The organism is Novosphingobium sp. (assembly GCF_040079535.1).
Taxonomy (GTDB): Bacteria; Pseudomonadota; Alphaproteobacteria; order Sphingomonadales; family Sphingomonadaceae; genus Novosphingobium.
The window spans coordinates 1-13,104 of sequence record NZ_JBEBKB010000055.1 but is presented as its reverse complement, the minus strand read 5'-3'; the positions used below and the strand labels follow the sequence as shown (position 1 = coordinate 13,104).

Here is a 13,104-nt window from a genome sequence, read left to right as displayed (position 1 = left end):
TCTTCGCCCAGCAGTGCCGCGGCCAATGCCGGTGTGCGGACCGGCGCAGGTGCAATGCTGCGGAGCGGCTCTGCCAGCGCAACGTCGATCCGCAGCTGAGCCAGCGGCGGCGCTGCGCCTTGCGGCTGGACGGCCTGCGCAGCGGCGGCTGGTGTCGCAACGTCAGTTGGCCGCACTGCAGTAGCGGTCAAGGAAGGCACTGGCTGGCGCTCGCCAACCGGCCGGTCCTGCAGGCCGGGGGGTTGCAGACGAACCAGCTGACCGGGCGCGTCCTGGCTCTTGCCGGGCTGTTCGGGATGATGCTCGTGCGGTGTCTGCACGCCGGACTCTGGCTGTCCAGGCATTGCTGGCATTGCAGACAATGCGGCCGGTTCCGCAGGTTCGGCCCGTGCTGGCAATACCGGCAAGGACGGCGTGGTGATCGCGGCATCGCCGGCAACAGCGATGGCGGCTTCGATGCTTTCAGGCGCAGCCGGGTCGGAACTTTCGGGCAAGCCGCTTTCATCCGCTTTGGCTTTTTTGGGCAGGCCGTGCGCCGATTGATTTGGCCGTATCGGCTGCAAGGCCAGTCCAGCGGCGGCCTTCGCCGGGGTATCTGGCTGGCCGATCGGCGCAGCGCCCGGTCCGGCTGGAACCGGGTTGTCGCCCTGCGCCACGAAAGCAACCGTCACGGCAGCAACCGGCAAGGCAGGCGGCAACATTTTGCCGGGTGTTGCCGCTTGGATTGCCGCTGCAGGAATGAGCGGCGGGCCTGATGTAACCGCCGCCGGATCTGCCCCCACCAAACCCAATGCCCCCGCCTGATCCAGCGATTGGGCCAGAAGAGCGAGGAAATTCGCGCCATTGGACCCATCGCTCAGCTCGCTCGCAAGCGTGCCGGCAGGCACCGGGGTGGCCGTGGTCAGGGACAAGACGGGGCTGGCGATCATGAACAGGGCTCCTTTGCGCGGGGTCTGCTGTTAACTATTCAAGCCCCGTGCCAATTTGCCTGCGAGCCGCGCTGGCCGGATGCGATTGGCGCTGGGCCAGCGCGCGTTCGCCCGCTGCGGCGCGGTCCTCCACCGCAGCGCGGCGGCGCTCTGCCAAGGCCAGTTCCTGTTGGAGCTGATCGGCTGTGGTTTGCGCCGACGCGGCATCGCGGCTGGTCGCATGGGTTATTCCGGCCAGCCCAAGCGTGAACTGCGCCAGTTGACGCAAGGCCTGGCCATCACCAATCGCGCTCAGATCACGGTAGCCATTGGCCATTGCCTGGGTGCGGGCAGCAAGCGCGCTCAGCTGGGCCAGGGTACCTTCGGCCGCAGCGGCCTGCAGCGCGGCTTGCTGCTTGGCCAGAGCACGAACTTTTTCCAGCCGCCGCAGCCTGGCCAGCTTGGTCTGCTCACTGCGCATGGCTCAGCAGCCTGGCCAATGCTGTAGTGCTGCTTTCCAGCGGCACCACTTCATGCGCGTTTTGGCCCAGAAACATGCTCAAGGCATCGTGCATTGCGATAGCCCGATCGAGCAGCGGATCGGCACCGGGGCGATAGGCTCCCATCAGAACCAGATCGCGGTTTGCTTCGTAAGTTGCAGTCAAAGAACGAAATTCACGGGCCAATGCGGAATGCTCGGGGCCGACGATCTGGTCCATAACCCGGCTGAGCGAAGCGGCGACATCAATCGCGGGATATTGTCCGCGCTGGGCCAGATCGCGGCTGAGTACGATGTGTCCATCAAGGATCGAGCGCGCAGTATCGACCACCGGATCGTCCTGATTGTCACCATCGGCCAGCACGGTGTAGATACCGGTTATCGATCCACCGCTGGCAGCGGAATTGCCGGCCCGTTCGACCAGCTTGGTGATCGCGGCCAGCGCTGATGGCGGATAGCCGCGCGCCGCGCCGGGTTCGCCCAGCAGCAATGCCAGTTCGCGTGCGGCGTGGGCAACGCGGGTCAGGCTATCCATAATCAACAGGACTTGCCGGCCCTGCGCCCGGAAATGTTCGGCCAGACTTGTCGCCAGCATCGCCCCGCGCAGCCGCAAGTTGGGAGCATGATCGGCCGGCACCGCGACCACCGCCGTGCGCTCGCGTTTGGCTCCGGCCATATGTCGTTCGACGAAATCGGATACTTCGCGGGCGCGTTCACCGATCAGGCCAACCACCACCACCTCGGCCTCGGCTCCGCTGGCGATCATGTCGAGCAAAACCGATTTGCCCACACCCGATCCGGCCATGATTCCGATCCGCTGGCCAACCCCAAACGTCGTCAAAGCATTGAGTGCGCGAACGCCAACATCGAATGGCTGGCGCACACCCGAACGATCGAGCGCAGAGGTGCGTTTGCCCCCTGCGGGCCAGGCGGCGCGGTTGTGGATCGGAGCCAATCCGTCAATCGCCAACCCTTGTCCATCAACTGCCCGGCCCAGAAACGCTTCACCGACGCTGAGCATGCCAGGCCGGCCTTCAGCACGGACCCGTGCGCCCGGACGCAACATCACGGTATCGCCCAACAGCATCATCAAGGTGCGGCCATTGCGAAATCCGATAACTTCGGCGGTCAGCGGATCGCTGCGGCCATGGGCAACCTTGCACAAGGAACCGACCGGCGCGTTGAGCCCGGATACCTCCAGTAACCCGCCGTCGCAGGCGGTCAACAACCCATACCGACCGGGCGCAAGGTCAATCTGCGCGTTGCCAAGTTCGCTCAGCAAGGGGCCAAATAGCTTCAGCATTGCTCAAGTGCCTCGGCAATCGCGCGGCGCCAATGGGCTGGGCCATCCTCAATCCCGCCGTTGGCGCTTTCCACCCGCAAAGCGCCGCGTTCCAACGCGGGATCAGCCAGCACTTCAAGATCGGCGGGCAATTGCTTGGCAACCAGATCCAGATCATCGGGGTGAAGCCGCAGCACGCGCTCGTCATCGGCGCGCGATAGCATCGCGGCGGCGCGCTGGACCCGGGCCGCCAGTGCCGCCTTGTCCAGCGCCAGCGGAGCGATCGCGGCCTCGCACAGGGCTTCTACCGTGACGAACAATTTCTGCCGCAATTCTTCGGCAAGCTGGGAATCGAGCCGGGCCAGCGCAAGCGTGATGGCACTGTGCGCTGCTGCGCTGTCATGGGCAGCGGCAACGGCCGCGGCATTCGCTTCGGCCTGACCGGCGCCATAGCCATCATCCCAGGCCTGCGCCACGGGATCGACCGGAAGGGCAGCTTGGCGTTCGGAATGGTTCGGGCAAAACCGGGGGTCGGGCAGGAATCCGCTGCCTTGCTCCAATGCTGCAATCGGCAGACTAGACATACTCGTCCTCGCCGCCGCCTGCGCCAAACTGGATTACGCCTTCACCGGCTAGGCGCCGCGCGATTGTGACGATTGCCTTCTGCGCCTCGACCACTTCGGCCATCTTGAGCCGCCCGCGCGCGGCGATCTCATCCTTTACGCCGTCAGCTGCGCGGCTGGACATGGCGCGGAAGAACACGTCGCGGTTTTCTTCGCTGGTGCCTTTCAAGGCGTCGATCAGCAGTTCGCTTTCCACTTCGCGCAGCAGTGCACCCATCCCCTGGGCATCAAGCGCGAACAGGTGTTCAAACTTGAACATTTCACTTTCGATGGCCTTGGCCAAAGCTTTGTCGATCTTGTTCAGTTCCGGCATGATCCGCTTTTCAGCGGCCTTGCCGGCCTGGTTGATAATGTCTGCGGCCTGTTTGGCACCGCCCATTGATAGCACGCCCTTGCCGTGGCGTTGGGCAATGCGTTGTTCCAGCAGCGTTTCAAGCATGGCCACGGTATCACCCGAAATCGGGCCCAATGTGGCAACCCGGTGGACTACCTGGGTCTGATCTTCGGGTTCAAGCGAATGCAGCACTTCGGCGGCAACTTCTGGGTCCAGCTGGACCAGCAGCACCGCGATTGCCTGTGGGTGTTCACCCTTCACCAGCGGGATCAGGGCCTGCGGGGTCAGCCAGCGGGCCAGTTCGATTGCCGGACCGGCCTCTGGGTCGGCGGGCAGGATCTTCTGCATCAGGTTCTCACCTTTCAGCTCGCCCACTGCCTTGGTCATAACCCGGCGCACATGATCGCCGCGCCCGCGCGCGCTGATCCCCTGTTGCTGGGTGGAATTGACAAAGCCGCTGATTGCCTGGGTGATCTGGTGCGGGCCGATGTGGCCAAGGCCGCACATCTTCTCACCCAGCAACTGCAGTTCATCCGGGCCAAGCTGGCTGAGAATCTGCGCGGCCTGATCTTCATCAAGCAGCATAATCATTACCGCAGCGCGCTCGGCATCGCCAAGCCCCGGGATTGCTGTGTTTGACTGCTCGGTCATTGCTCTGCCTCCGGCGCGGCCTGGCCAAGCATCGCCCGCAATGCGATCAGCGCATCTTCCGGCTTCTCTTCAACAATCCGCTGGGCCAGTCCAACCTGGCGGCCCAGCACGGCGGCATCAACGGGGGTGTTGGCCGTTCCGGCTGGTGCGGCATCACCGCTGCCTTCGTTGGCCATATCGCTTGGCGCTGCCGGATCGCGTTTGAGCGCGCGGACCAGTGGGCGCACCCCCATCAACAGCACCAATAGCACGCCCAACAAGGCTGCAACGGTGCGCACCACCATGGCGAACCACGGCGCTTCGTAGAACGGCAGCGCGATATCTGCTGGCACATCAAACGGGCGGATCAACACCTGGATCTGATCGCCGCGCGCGGTATCAAGCCCCATCGCAGCGGCAACCAGCGCCTTGATCTGATCGATATCACCGGGCTTGGCTTTCTTCATCACCTCTTGGCTAACCGCGACGGCAACCGAAAGCCGCTTGATCTTTCCCGGCGCCGAATTGGCAACCGAAACTTCGCGGCCCAGCTCGTATGTGCGGCTGGCAGAGCTTTCCCCGGTTGCCGCTGGTTGGGCTGGCGTTGCTTGCGCGGTTTGGCCCTGCGGCGGGCCGGGCGTGGCTGTGGCGGCGGGCGGCGGCGTGTTGGATAGTTGGCCGGGAATGCCTTGGGCTTGTCCCGGTCCAGCAGTGCTGGCCTGCGATTGTTCCTGCGTTTCGGAACGAACCACTCCGTCCTTGTCAAACCGTTCGCGCGCCGAGGTGACTTCATCCATGTCGAGCTCAACCTGGATCTCGCTGGAATAATTGCCCATGCCCAGCATCGGGGTCAGCAGGGTATCAAGCTGCGCGCGCAATTTGTCTTCCAGGCGGCCTTGCAGCTCCAGTCGGTCACTATCCGCACTGCCGCCGGCCGATAGCAGCTTGCCGCGGCCATCGACCACCCGCACCGCGTCTGCGCTCAACCCCGGTACCGATCCGGCGACCAGATTGACGATCGCGGCAACCTGACTGTCAGACAGTTGCCGGCCCTTCTTCATGCGCAGCATGACCGAGGCGGTGGGCGGAGAATTATCGCGGACGAACACCGATTTGGCCCCTTCGGCCAGATGCACGCGAACCCCGTCGACGCCTTCTATCTCCTGAATTGTCAGCTGCAATTCGTGTTCACGTGCTGCGCGCAGGCGTTCGCCTTCAAGCGTCTTGCTGGCCCCCAGCGGCAAGCTATCGAGTGATGCAGTAGGATCGGGCGTGCCCAGTGATCCATCCTGCGCCACCAGCATCCGGGCCTTGTAGAGATCGTCTTCGGCCACGGTCAGCGTGCCGGTTGAATTGTCGATGGTATAGGCGATCCCGGCCTTGTCGAGGCTGGAAACCACCCCGGCGCGGCTGTTATCGTCCAGTTCGGAATAGAGGATCCGCTGCGGCGCGGGGCTTAGCACAGACCAGGTCAGCGCTACGCCGCCGATTGCGGCGGCACCAATGAACCATGGCAGGGCCCGGCGCACCAGCGGCTGACCGGTCAGCATGCGAATGCGGTCCAGTGGGCCACCACCGGCAAGCGGCATCAGCGCAGTATTGGCGGGGGAAAGGTCAGGCTCGGCCATCTATCACACTCCCATCCGCATGATGTCTTGGTAGGCGCTGAGCAAGCGGTTGCGCACTTGCAGCGTTGCTTCAAACGCCACCCCGGCTTCCTGCCGGGCCAGCATCACCTTCGCGATATCGGTCACTTCGCCGCGCTCGTAGGCAGCGGAAAGGCCTTCGGCCCGGCCCTGGGTATCGGATACTTCCTGCAAGGCATTGCTAAGCGCCCCGCCAAAGCCGCCGCCTTGGGGTTGAACCAAAGCCGCAGGCGCGCCGCTTTGCGTGGCCTGATGGACATCCTTGAGGATCTGCGAACGATCCAGGATCTGCTGACGCATCGCCAGGATTTGCTGGATCCCGCCCCCACCGCCAATTGGCCCAACACCGCTCATCGCCGGCCACCAGCCACGGCTATCCCGGCATCACGAAAGGCGGCCAGTCGATAACGCAGGGTGCGTTCGGAAATTCCCAATTCGCGCGCCGCTGCAATCCGGCTGCCCCCGCAAGCCGCCAGCGTTGCGATGATCGCCCGCGCTTCTGAAATCTGGACGATGTTGGAAAGGCGGCGCGGTTCGGTCTGTTCGGCGGCGGGCAAAGCATCGCCCACCAACCGGGCAGGTTGATCGAACACGATATGCTGCACGGCAATCTCAGCCGCACCATCGGCCAGCAGCAGCGCGCGGCGGACCACGTTTTCCAGCTCGCGGACATTGCCCGGCCAGCCATGATGCCGCAGCACGTCCAACGCCTCAGCCGATAGCCATGGCAGCGGCCGACCTTGCGGAGCGTGGCGCAGCATCATTGCGAATGCCAGCGGGGCCACATCATCTGCCCGTTCGCGCAAAGGACGCAAGGCAAGCGGGAAGACGTTGAGGCGGTAAAACAGATCGGCACGAAACCGGCCCTCGGCCACTTCGGTTGGCAGATCGCGGTTGGCGCAGGCGATTATCCGGACATCAATCTTGATTGGCTCGGTCGAACCGATCGGCACCACTTCGCCCTCTTGCAGCGCCCGCAGCAGCTTGGCCTGAAGGTTGAGCGGCATTTCGGCGATTTCATCCAGCATCAAGGTGCCGCCATCGGCTGCTCGGAAAAAACCCTGTGCGGCCTCGGTCGCGCCGGTAAAGGCACCCTTCTTGTGACCGAACAGCAAGGCTTCCAGCATCGTTTCTGGCATGGCAGCGCAGTTGACCGCAACGAACGGCTTGGCTGCACGGGGGCTGCGCTGATGGATAAAGCGGCTTAGCACTTCCTTGCCGGTGCCGGTTGGGCCGCCGATCAACACCGGAATTTCACTGGCTGCCAGCCGATCGGCCAGAGCCAGGATGGAGAGCGATTCAGGATCGGCTGCGATCGGGGATCCCGGTGCGGCCACGGCGGCCAGCAAGGCCGCCAGCGCGCCTTCATCGCACGGATCGCTATAGCTCAGCTTAAACCGCCCGCGTCCGCTTTCGCGCTGCAGTGCTGGATGGGCGGATCGTTCAAGTGTTACCACCGGTCCCGGACCGGGGTGAACCGGATCGCCAGCACTGCGCAGCAATGCCGCTGCGGTTCCCCCCAATGCCCCAAGGATCGCTTCGGCGCGCTGCACCAATGGTGCGTGGGTGCGCCTGACACTGTCCGTTGATCCCAAACCGTTCATCTTGATGGCCCCCTGATTAACCATGCTTCGGGGGCTCTTGTGCGCGCAGAACGTCAAACTGTTCGGTAATTTAAGGCCTAGGGGAATTACCTATCCCGGTGCGCGTTGGATTGCTGCAAGGCCCAGGGTTAGGGTGTGTAGGGCCTGCATGACTGTGCGGTCAGGTTGAAATTCGAAGTGGTGATGGCCGGAATTTTGAGTTTGAATGGCACGCTTGCTGCCACTTTGATCCCGCAAGCTTCGGTGGTTACCGTAAAGTTGGAGGAAGCAACCGAAAACCCCTTGATCTGGCCTACGGCGTGGGTCGCAATCTGGGCGCTGGTTGTGCATGAAGCGCTAACGGCGCCGCAGCGCGCTGCTGCATCAACCGCGTCCATCAGCGAATTCTGCATCCACATGCCCCGGCCAACTTCGATCACGCCAAAGCACATTGTAAACAGTATCGGCAAGGCAAGCGCGGCTTCAACCGCTGCTGAACCGCGCCGATCGGCTGCAAGGCCGCGGAGATAGTGGCGGGCTGCGCGCATCATTGAACCCTGACAATCGATGCTGAGGCTATCGAGGCGCCGCTGGAGAAGCCGGGCCATGGGAAAAGCGCAGTGTAGGTTGAGGATGCACTGGCTGTCACATAGCTGCCGGCATCAAGCCCGGACGTACATTTCGTGCCGCAGGCCTGCACTGCAATCCCGGTTGTGGCATTGGGGCAACCGCACCAGTTGGTGGGCGCTGGCGAGGCCGCAATCGCTGTCATATAGGTGCTGCGCCGGGTTGATGCTGCGGTCACTGCGCCAGCGACACCGTTCGAGTTGTAACCGTTCATCACGGCATATTCACCGCCGGCCCTGGCGGCGCGCTGCACCGAAAGGCTTGCCGAAATATATCCCGACAGATCAACCAGTCCCACCAGCAGGACGGCAAGGATCGGCGCAGCGAAAGCCAGTTCGATGATCGCCGCCCCGGCCTTGTCGCTGCAAAGTCTTGCAATCAGTTTTGCGGTTCGCATCCGATCACTCCACCAGCTTGGTTTTCGTGGGACCGCCGCCCGGGCCGACGATCTGCTTGACGCCGGTATTGTCGCAGTTTGATCCCATCGTGGCGTTGTTCTCAAAATTCACCCTGCGCCCAATAACCTGTGCGCATTTGGCGTTGCTGAACAGTGAGTTGTTGTGGAAGGAGAAGAGATCTCCCGGTGCATAGAGCGCACCCTGGATGTTGAGCGCGACATTGTTGCTGAATTCCTGGCGGGTCATGGTTGTACCTTGAGCGTAGAGGGCGATGCCCGCAAATGTACCGGTTGTCGGTGCCGTCAGGTTGATCGTAATGTTGTCGAGCAGGCCCTTTTCCTTGATACAGGTGCCATCGCCCAGGCACGCATCATCCAGTAAAACGATCGTAACTCCGCCGGTGGCATTCAAAGTCGAGGCGCTGCCCATATTGAATTTTTTCTTGATGTAGTAGGTGCCCGGACTCATCGTCAGCACCTTGCCCGCACCGACGGCAATCCCGCCGCAAAAGACCCCGGGATTAATTGTGGTGCTGGATGCAATATTAAGCAGCGCTGTGGCTGTGCAGGTCATGCTTGCGCTTGAGGGTACCGGCACGGATGCATATGGATCAGGGGCAGCGCCAATGCCTGTCTTGTTGATTGCACCCGAAAGGCTACTGTTACCCCCAACGCTGTTCCCGCCGACCGTGTAGGTATCACTAGTGATATTGCAATTGTTGCTGCACAGCAAAGCACTGCCGCTGGCAGAATTGGTATAGACCGCGCATTTGTCGTTAGGAACCTGGGCGTTGTTGGTGAACGTGGTGGCGCCGGCCGCACTTCCATCAAGCGAGAGAATACAGCCTGGCGAAGCTGTCTTGCCCTTCACCGCGACGGCCCGCACCGAAACCGATGGCGCAGAGCTGAGGAATATCCCTGCGAAATAGAGCCGCTGCGGCTTGCTGACGATAACTTCCCAGCTGGTCGGATCTGTGCTGTAGGTTCCGGTGGAAGCAGGATTGTTGACCGTGACGTTGACCGAAGCTGCGCCGTGGGCAAAACCCGCGCTGGCCATTGTGGCCTTGCCTTCGGTGGTGGCCTGCGCCTTGCTGGCGCCTGCAAGGGCTGACGTTGCTGCTGAATATGCTGCGCGATCGGCCGCCCCCTGAATGGCGCGCTTTTCAACCTGCCAAACCCCGACGTCTATCGCCAGACCCACGAATCCAACCATGAGCGGCAGCATCAAAGCCATTGTAGCGAAGGATACGCCTGCCTTGTCCGCAATCATGCGGCGCAATCCGGAACCGATTCTTGATCCGGATTCCGTGATAAAATTCAGCAGCTTGGTTGCGGTATGAGCGGTTTCCGACATAGTTGAACATCCCAGATGTAGGACGTTCGATAGCAAGCATTAGTTATCGATTTGTAAACCAGACCGTCAGATTTATGTCAGTTTCGTCGTTTTTGGCATGCTGGTGAAAATTTGTGAATTCTGGAAAATGCGGATCCCTATGGAATCAATTCCGATCCTGCGCACATTTATGATCCAATCACCAACCTGCAAGACTCGCGGATGGAAGGGCAAAAAACAGGATTTGATCGTCCGCTGCCGGGGTGGCTAAGCTTCACCCCCTTAAGTTTGCCGCGGGCCCGCCGATCTAGGTGGGGCAAGCCGCGACGGATGGTCCGCCCGGCTGGCCCAACGGGACTATCCACGGGAGTTACCCATGACTGTCATCAACACCAATATCAGCGCGATCCGCGCTGCCAATGCTTCGAACTCGGCTGCCAAGATGCTGGGCAATGCCATGGAACGCCTGTCAACCGGCAAGCGGCTCAACAGTGCCAAGGACGATGCCGCCGGTATGGCGATCGCCACCAGCATGACCGCACAGGTTCGCGGCATGAACCAGGCGATCCGCAATTCGAACGACGGCATTGCGCTGGCGCAAACCGCCGAAGGTTCGCTGACCGAAGTTACCAACATGCTGCAGCGGGTTCGTGAACTGGCCGTACAATCGGCTTCTGGCACTTATCAGGATGCCACCGACCGGGCCTATATGCAGACTGAAGTTGATCAGCTGACCGCCCAGATCGGCCAGGTGGTGACTAACAGCAAGTTCAATGGCGTTACGCTGTTCAACAATGCCACACCGACGGTAACCGTGCAGGCCGGCGCCAATGCAACCGATACCGTTGCGCTGACCATGGCCAACCTGACCACGCTGGCTTCCGCAGCTGGTACGGCTGGATCCTACAGCGTTGCGACTGCGGCTGCGGCCACGACCGTGCTGGGCACGCTCGATACAGAGCTCAACACGATCTCCAGTGCCCGTGCTGCGCTGGGTGCGGGGCAGAACCGGCTTGAATCGGTGGTCAACAACCTGACCAGCAATTCGACCAACCTGTCTGATGCCCGCAGCCGGATCGAAGATGCCGACTATTCGTCGGAAACCACCGCGATGGCCAAGGCCCAGATTCTCAGCCAGGCTTCGACTGCGATGATTGCGCAGGCCAACCAGAGCCAGCAGAACGTTCTTTCGCTGCTGCGTTAAAACCAGATACCTGTTGCCTGTCCCTTCCAGGCATGGCCCGGCGGTTCCCCTGACCGCCGGGCCTTTTCATGTTGCGATCCCTCTCGACAGGCGGCAGACTAATCGGCAGATTGCAGCAGGTTGAAAAGCATGGCGGTTTTGGTTTGATGATGATGAGGAACAGGGCTGCTGCTTTGCTGGCCGGCTTGGCAGCGCTGGGATGGGCCCAGACGGCGCAGGCCCAATCCGGTAAAATTGTCCCTGTAGCGCCCGTTGCACCTGCGCCCGCAGCGCCGGTGGCTGCACCTGCCGCGGCACCTGCGGCCGCACCCGTGGCCGAACCCGCGCCCAAACCGGTTGCCCCCGCCATTGCTCTGCCTGCCGCGCCGGCCAACAACGTGCACTGCGTCTTCGATAATCTGACGATCGAGGACCGCGAGATCACGCTGATGCTGATCGGTCTCGATTTTCTGAACGAAGGCCGTTATGCGCGGATCGCCCCGCCCAACAAGATTGTTGACCGGCTTGTGCTCGAAGCCTTGCCGCGCTGCGCTGATCCTTATCGCTGGTCACCGGCGGCATCGCAGGCAGCTGTGGCCTATGCCCATGCGATGCTGGTCCAGGATGTGCTGCGCCAGGCAATCGAATACGAAGATCTGACGATCGATCCGGTTGAGCAATACTACCGCGAAAACCGGACCCGACTGGCCGGAAAGTCACAGCTGGATGAGTTGATGGAAGAAGGCTTTGCCACCCATTTGCGCAAAGGCGGCTGGAAAGAATCAGAGCGCGGCGGGCGGTTGTTGGCGCGGGTTTATATTGAAGTGCTGCTGGCCCGCGAAACCACCGAACAGGCCTTTACCAAAGCTGTAGCACCGCGGGCGGCGGTCAAACGTCCAAAGCGTCGGGCAAAAACAGCATCGCGCGGTAGATCTTGATCCGCTTCTTGCCGGTCAGCCGGTCAATCGCACCGACCATCTGAAAGCCGGCCTTGCACGAATTGCTTGAGCTGAAGCCGGCGGGCAGCAGCGGCAAGATGTCATTCTTGAAGATTTTCAACGCCTCTTTTTGCGACATTTCTGCAACCGCTGGCGGACTATCGAGCGCGGAAACCAGCAGTTGATCCTCGGTCCGTTCAAACCGAACGGTCGAATCTTCCGGCGCGAACCCCAAGGCGTCCAGATCGTCCGAGCAGGCCTTGTAACCATTCGCGGCCTGGGCCCGCGCTTCCTCGCCATAGAGCTTCAGATGGCCATCAACCACGCCGTCACTGGCCCGCGACAGCCGCGACATCATCGCCACCACCAGATCGCCGCGCCCCGAACTGATCGAAAGCTCCAGCGGCGATCCGGTGTTGGCCAGCCGCCAGGCACTGTCGAAACCATCCCTATAGGCCGAGGCATACAGCCGTGAGGCACGTTCCCAGATCGGCCGCTTGGCCAGCAGCGCGCCCAAATCGTCTTTGCTGATGCTGCCTTCGGGCAAGGGAAATTCGGGCTTTTCAGCCAGCCGGGTGATAACCCGTGCTTCGGTCAGTTCCTTGACCGTGGGGAACCACATCTGCTCATGGTTCTTGGCCAGAACCTTGGTGATGAAATCCTTGTCCAGTCCGGCCAGCTCATAGGCCAATCGCAGCGTGTCGTTGCCGTTAACGCCAAACACCGAGGTCGGCGAAAGCGCCCGATCGGTCGCGCGGTTGACGCGGGTGGCGCGGCCGCGCCGATCAACCCCGACCGCCTGGTGAAAGCCCAGGATAGCCTCTTTCCCCATCACCCGTTCGCGCCCCGCAACGAACAGCTGGGTGCAGGCCGATGCACAGTATTGTTCAACATAGGTGTTGAGCTTGCGCTTGCGCACCGCCGCCGCAATCAGCCGCGCTTCCAGGGTAAGTCCGCCCGGTGAGGCCAGAAACAGCGTGCGCGCTTTGGGCGCCCTGGATAGCACGGCATCGAACCGCTTGAATGTATCATCCAGGATCGTGCCGACCAGATAGACCGTGGTCCCATCGGCTGACAGGTAAATCCGGGGCTGCGGTTCGGCAGCCTTGGGGGCCGGGGCG

14 protein-coding genes are annotated in these 13,104 nt (G+C 62.0%); 2 read left to right on the top strand and 12 right to left on the bottom strand.

All coding sequences use genetic code 11. The annotated features are described in order from the left end of the window. From ABL914_RS12965 to ABL914_RS12915, 11 genes are all read right to left on the bottom strand, one after another. On the bottom strand, positions 1–929 hold a 929-nt coding region (locus ABL914_RS12965), incomplete at its 3' end, for a hypothetical protein (protein ID WP_391563607.1). Positions 930–963: 34 nt separating this feature from the next. Beyond that, positions 964–1,389: a hypothetical protein gene (locus ABL914_RS12960; RefSeq protein ID WP_391563606.1), complete on the bottom strand. Its 426-nt coding sequence runs from the start codon at positions 1,387–1,389 to the stop codon at positions 964–966. After that, entirely contained in the window at positions 1,379–2,710 is a 1,332-nt protein-coding gene (locus ABL914_RS12955; protein WP_391563605.1) for a FliI/YscN family ATPase, read from the bottom strand. Before ABL914_RS12955 ends, ABL914_RS12960 begins: the two co-directional genes overlap by 11 nt. Continuing rightward, positions 2,704–3,273 carry a FliH/SctL family protein gene (locus tag ABL914_RS12950; RefSeq protein WP_391563604.1) on the bottom strand — a complete coding sequence of 190 codons (570 nt, stop codon included), beginning with the start codon at positions 3,271–3,273 and terminating at the stop codon, positions 2,704–2,706. Before ABL914_RS12950 ends, ABL914_RS12955 begins: the two co-directional genes overlap by 7 nt. Further along, complete coding sequence (gene fliG / locus ABL914_RS12945) at positions 3,266–4,297, bottom strand: flagellar motor switch protein FliG (protein WP_391563603.1); 1,032 nt, start codon at positions 4,295–4,297, stop codon at positions 3,266–3,268. The genes ABL914_RS12950 and fliG overlap by 8 nt, the downstream gene beginning before the upstream one ends. After that, positions 4,294–5,904, bottom strand: a complete 1,611-nt coding sequence (gene fliF, locus ABL914_RS12940; protein WP_391563602.1) for a flagellar basal-body MS-ring/collar protein FliF — start codon at positions 5,902–5,904, stop codon at positions 4,294–4,296. The genes fliG and fliF overlap by 4 nt, the downstream gene beginning before the upstream one ends. Positions 5,905–5,907: 3 nt before the next feature. After that, the gene (gene fliE, locus ABL914_RS12935) at positions 5,908–6,276 is read right to left on the bottom strand and encodes a flagellar hook-basal body complex protein FliE (RefSeq protein WP_391563601.1); all 369 of its coding nucleotides are present in this window, start codon (positions 6,274–6,276) and stop codon (positions 5,908–5,910) included. After that, complete coding sequence (locus tag ABL914_RS12930; protein WP_391563600.1) at positions 6,273–7,526, bottom strand: sigma-54 interaction domain-containing protein; 1,254 nt, start codon at positions 7,524–7,526, stop codon at positions 6,273–6,275. Before ABL914_RS12930 ends, fliE begins: the two co-directional genes overlap by 4 nt. A 128-nt stretch (positions 7,527–7,654) precedes the next feature. Beyond that, positions 7,655–8,053, bottom strand: coding sequence for a TadE/TadG family type IV pilus assembly protein (locus tag ABL914_RS12925; protein ID WP_391563599.1), 399 nt, complete (start codon positions 8,051–8,053; stop codon positions 7,655–7,657). After that, complete coding sequence (locus tag ABL914_RS12920) at positions 8,053–8,529, bottom strand: TadE/TadG family type IV pilus assembly protein (RefSeq protein WP_391563598.1); 477 nt, start codon at positions 8,527–8,529, stop codon at positions 8,053–8,055. Before ABL914_RS12920 ends, ABL914_RS12925 begins: the two co-directional genes overlap by 1 nt. A gap of 4 nt (positions 8,530–8,533) precedes the next feature. After that, positions 8,534–9,883: a pilus assembly protein TadG-related protein gene (locus ABL914_RS12915; protein WP_391563597.1), complete on the bottom strand. Its 1,350-nt coding sequence runs from the start codon at positions 9,881–9,883 to the stop codon at positions 8,534–8,536. 355 nt (positions 9,884–10,238) lie between these two features. Here ABL914_RS12915 and ABL914_RS12910 point away from each other — a divergent pair, with 355 nt between their 5' ends. Together ABL914_RS12910 and ABL914_RS12905 are read left to right on the top strand one after the other, a co-directional pair. Next, positions 10,239–11,066 carry a flagellin gene (locus tag ABL914_RS12910; RefSeq protein WP_391563596.1) on the top strand — a complete coding sequence of 276 codons (828 nt, stop codon included), beginning with the start codon at positions 10,239–10,241 and terminating at the stop codon, positions 11,064–11,066. Positions 11,067–11,212: 146 nt separating this feature from the next. Beyond that, positions 11,213–11,983 carry a hypothetical protein gene (locus ABL914_RS12905; protein ID WP_391563595.1) on the top strand — a complete coding sequence of 257 codons (771 nt, stop codon included), beginning with the start codon at positions 11,213–11,215 and terminating at the stop codon, positions 11,981–11,983. On the opposite strand, the gene ABL914_RS12900 is transcribed toward ABL914_RS12905, so the two are convergent. After that, a partial coding sequence (locus tag ABL914_RS12900; RefSeq protein WP_391563594.1) for a hypothetical protein occupies positions 11,934–13,104 on the bottom strand: 1,171 nt, incomplete at its 5' end. The two genes, ABL914_RS12905 and ABL914_RS12900, sit on opposite strands and share 50 nt — an antisense overlap.

Coding starts and splice junctions, on each gene's coding strand:
- ABL914_RS12930 (WP_391563600.1), bottom strand. CDS start 7,526: ATGAACGGTTTGGGATCAACGGACAGTGTCAGGCGCACCCACGCACCA.
- ABL914_RS12910 (WP_391563596.1), top strand. CDS start 10,239: ATGACTGTCATCAACACCAATATCAGCGCGATCCGCGCTGCCAATGCT.
- fliF (WP_391563602.1), bottom strand. CDS start 5,904: ATGGCCGAGCCTGACCTTTCCCCCGCCAATACTGCGCTGATGCCGCTT.
- fliE (WP_391563601.1), bottom strand. CDS start 6,276: ATGAGCGGTGTTGGGCCAATTGGCGGTGGGGGCGGGATCCAGCAAATC.
- ABL914_RS12960 (WP_391563606.1), bottom strand. CDS start 1,389: ATGCGCAGTGAGCAGACCAAGCTGGCCAGGCTGCGGCGGCTGGAAAAA.
- fliG (WP_391563603.1), bottom strand. CDS start 4,297: ATGACCGAGCAGTCAAACACAGCAATCCCGGGGCTTGGCGATGCCGAG.
- ABL914_RS12955 (WP_391563605.1), bottom strand. CDS start 2,710: ATGCTGAAGCTATTTGGCCCCTTGCTGAGCGAACTTGGCAACGCGCAG.
- ABL914_RS12925 (WP_391563599.1), bottom strand. CDS start 8,053: ATGCGCGCAGCCCGCCACTATCTCCGCGGCCTTGCAGCCGATCGGCGC.
- ABL914_RS12905 (WP_391563595.1), top strand. CDS start 11,213: ATGATGATGAGGAACAGGGCTGCTGCTTTGCTGGCCGGCTTGGCAGCG.
- ABL914_RS12950 (WP_391563604.1), bottom strand. CDS start 3,273: ATGTCTAGTCTGCCGATTGCAGCATTGGAGCAAGGCAGCGGATTCCTG.
- ABL914_RS12920 (WP_391563598.1), bottom strand. CDS start 8,529: ATGCGAACCGCAAAACTGATTGCAAGACTTTGCAGCGACAAGGCCGGG.
- ABL914_RS12915 (WP_391563597.1), bottom strand. CDS start 9,883: ATGTCGGAAACCGCTCATACCGCAACCAAGCTGCTGAATTTTATCACG.